General features: G+C 58.7%; 1 protein-coding gene. It reads right to left on the reverse strand.

The annotated features are described in order from the left end of the window. The coding region (locus tag SB749_RS20175) for a hypothetical protein (RefSeq protein ID WP_410711876.1) at positions 1-254 on the reverse strand (254 nt) is incomplete at both ends.

The following is a 254-nucleotide window of genomic DNA, read 5'->3' on the forward strand; positions in this document are numbered from 1 at the left end:
CGGTTCTCATGAACTCATCCTGCTTGCTGACCACATCTTGCCGCAGCGACGTCAGTTTTGCGCGACGCTGTGCCAGATCCTTGTAAGCGTCCTGCACGTAGGCATTGCGCGTGTCACTTATCTTGCCCTCAAGTTCCGCCCGTTGCTGCTCCAGGCGCAGCACGTCTATGCGGCTGACGGCTCCACTCAATGCAAGTGGGCTGGTGATGTCGATCTGCTCCTGAATCGACTGACGCTCGGCTTCCAGCGCCTTG

Origin of the sequence: Brevibacterium sp. SIMBA_078, from assembly GCF_046534565.1 — a bacterium.
Lineage (GTDB): Bacteria > Actinomycetota > Actinomycetes > Actinomycetales > Brevibacteriaceae > Brevibacterium.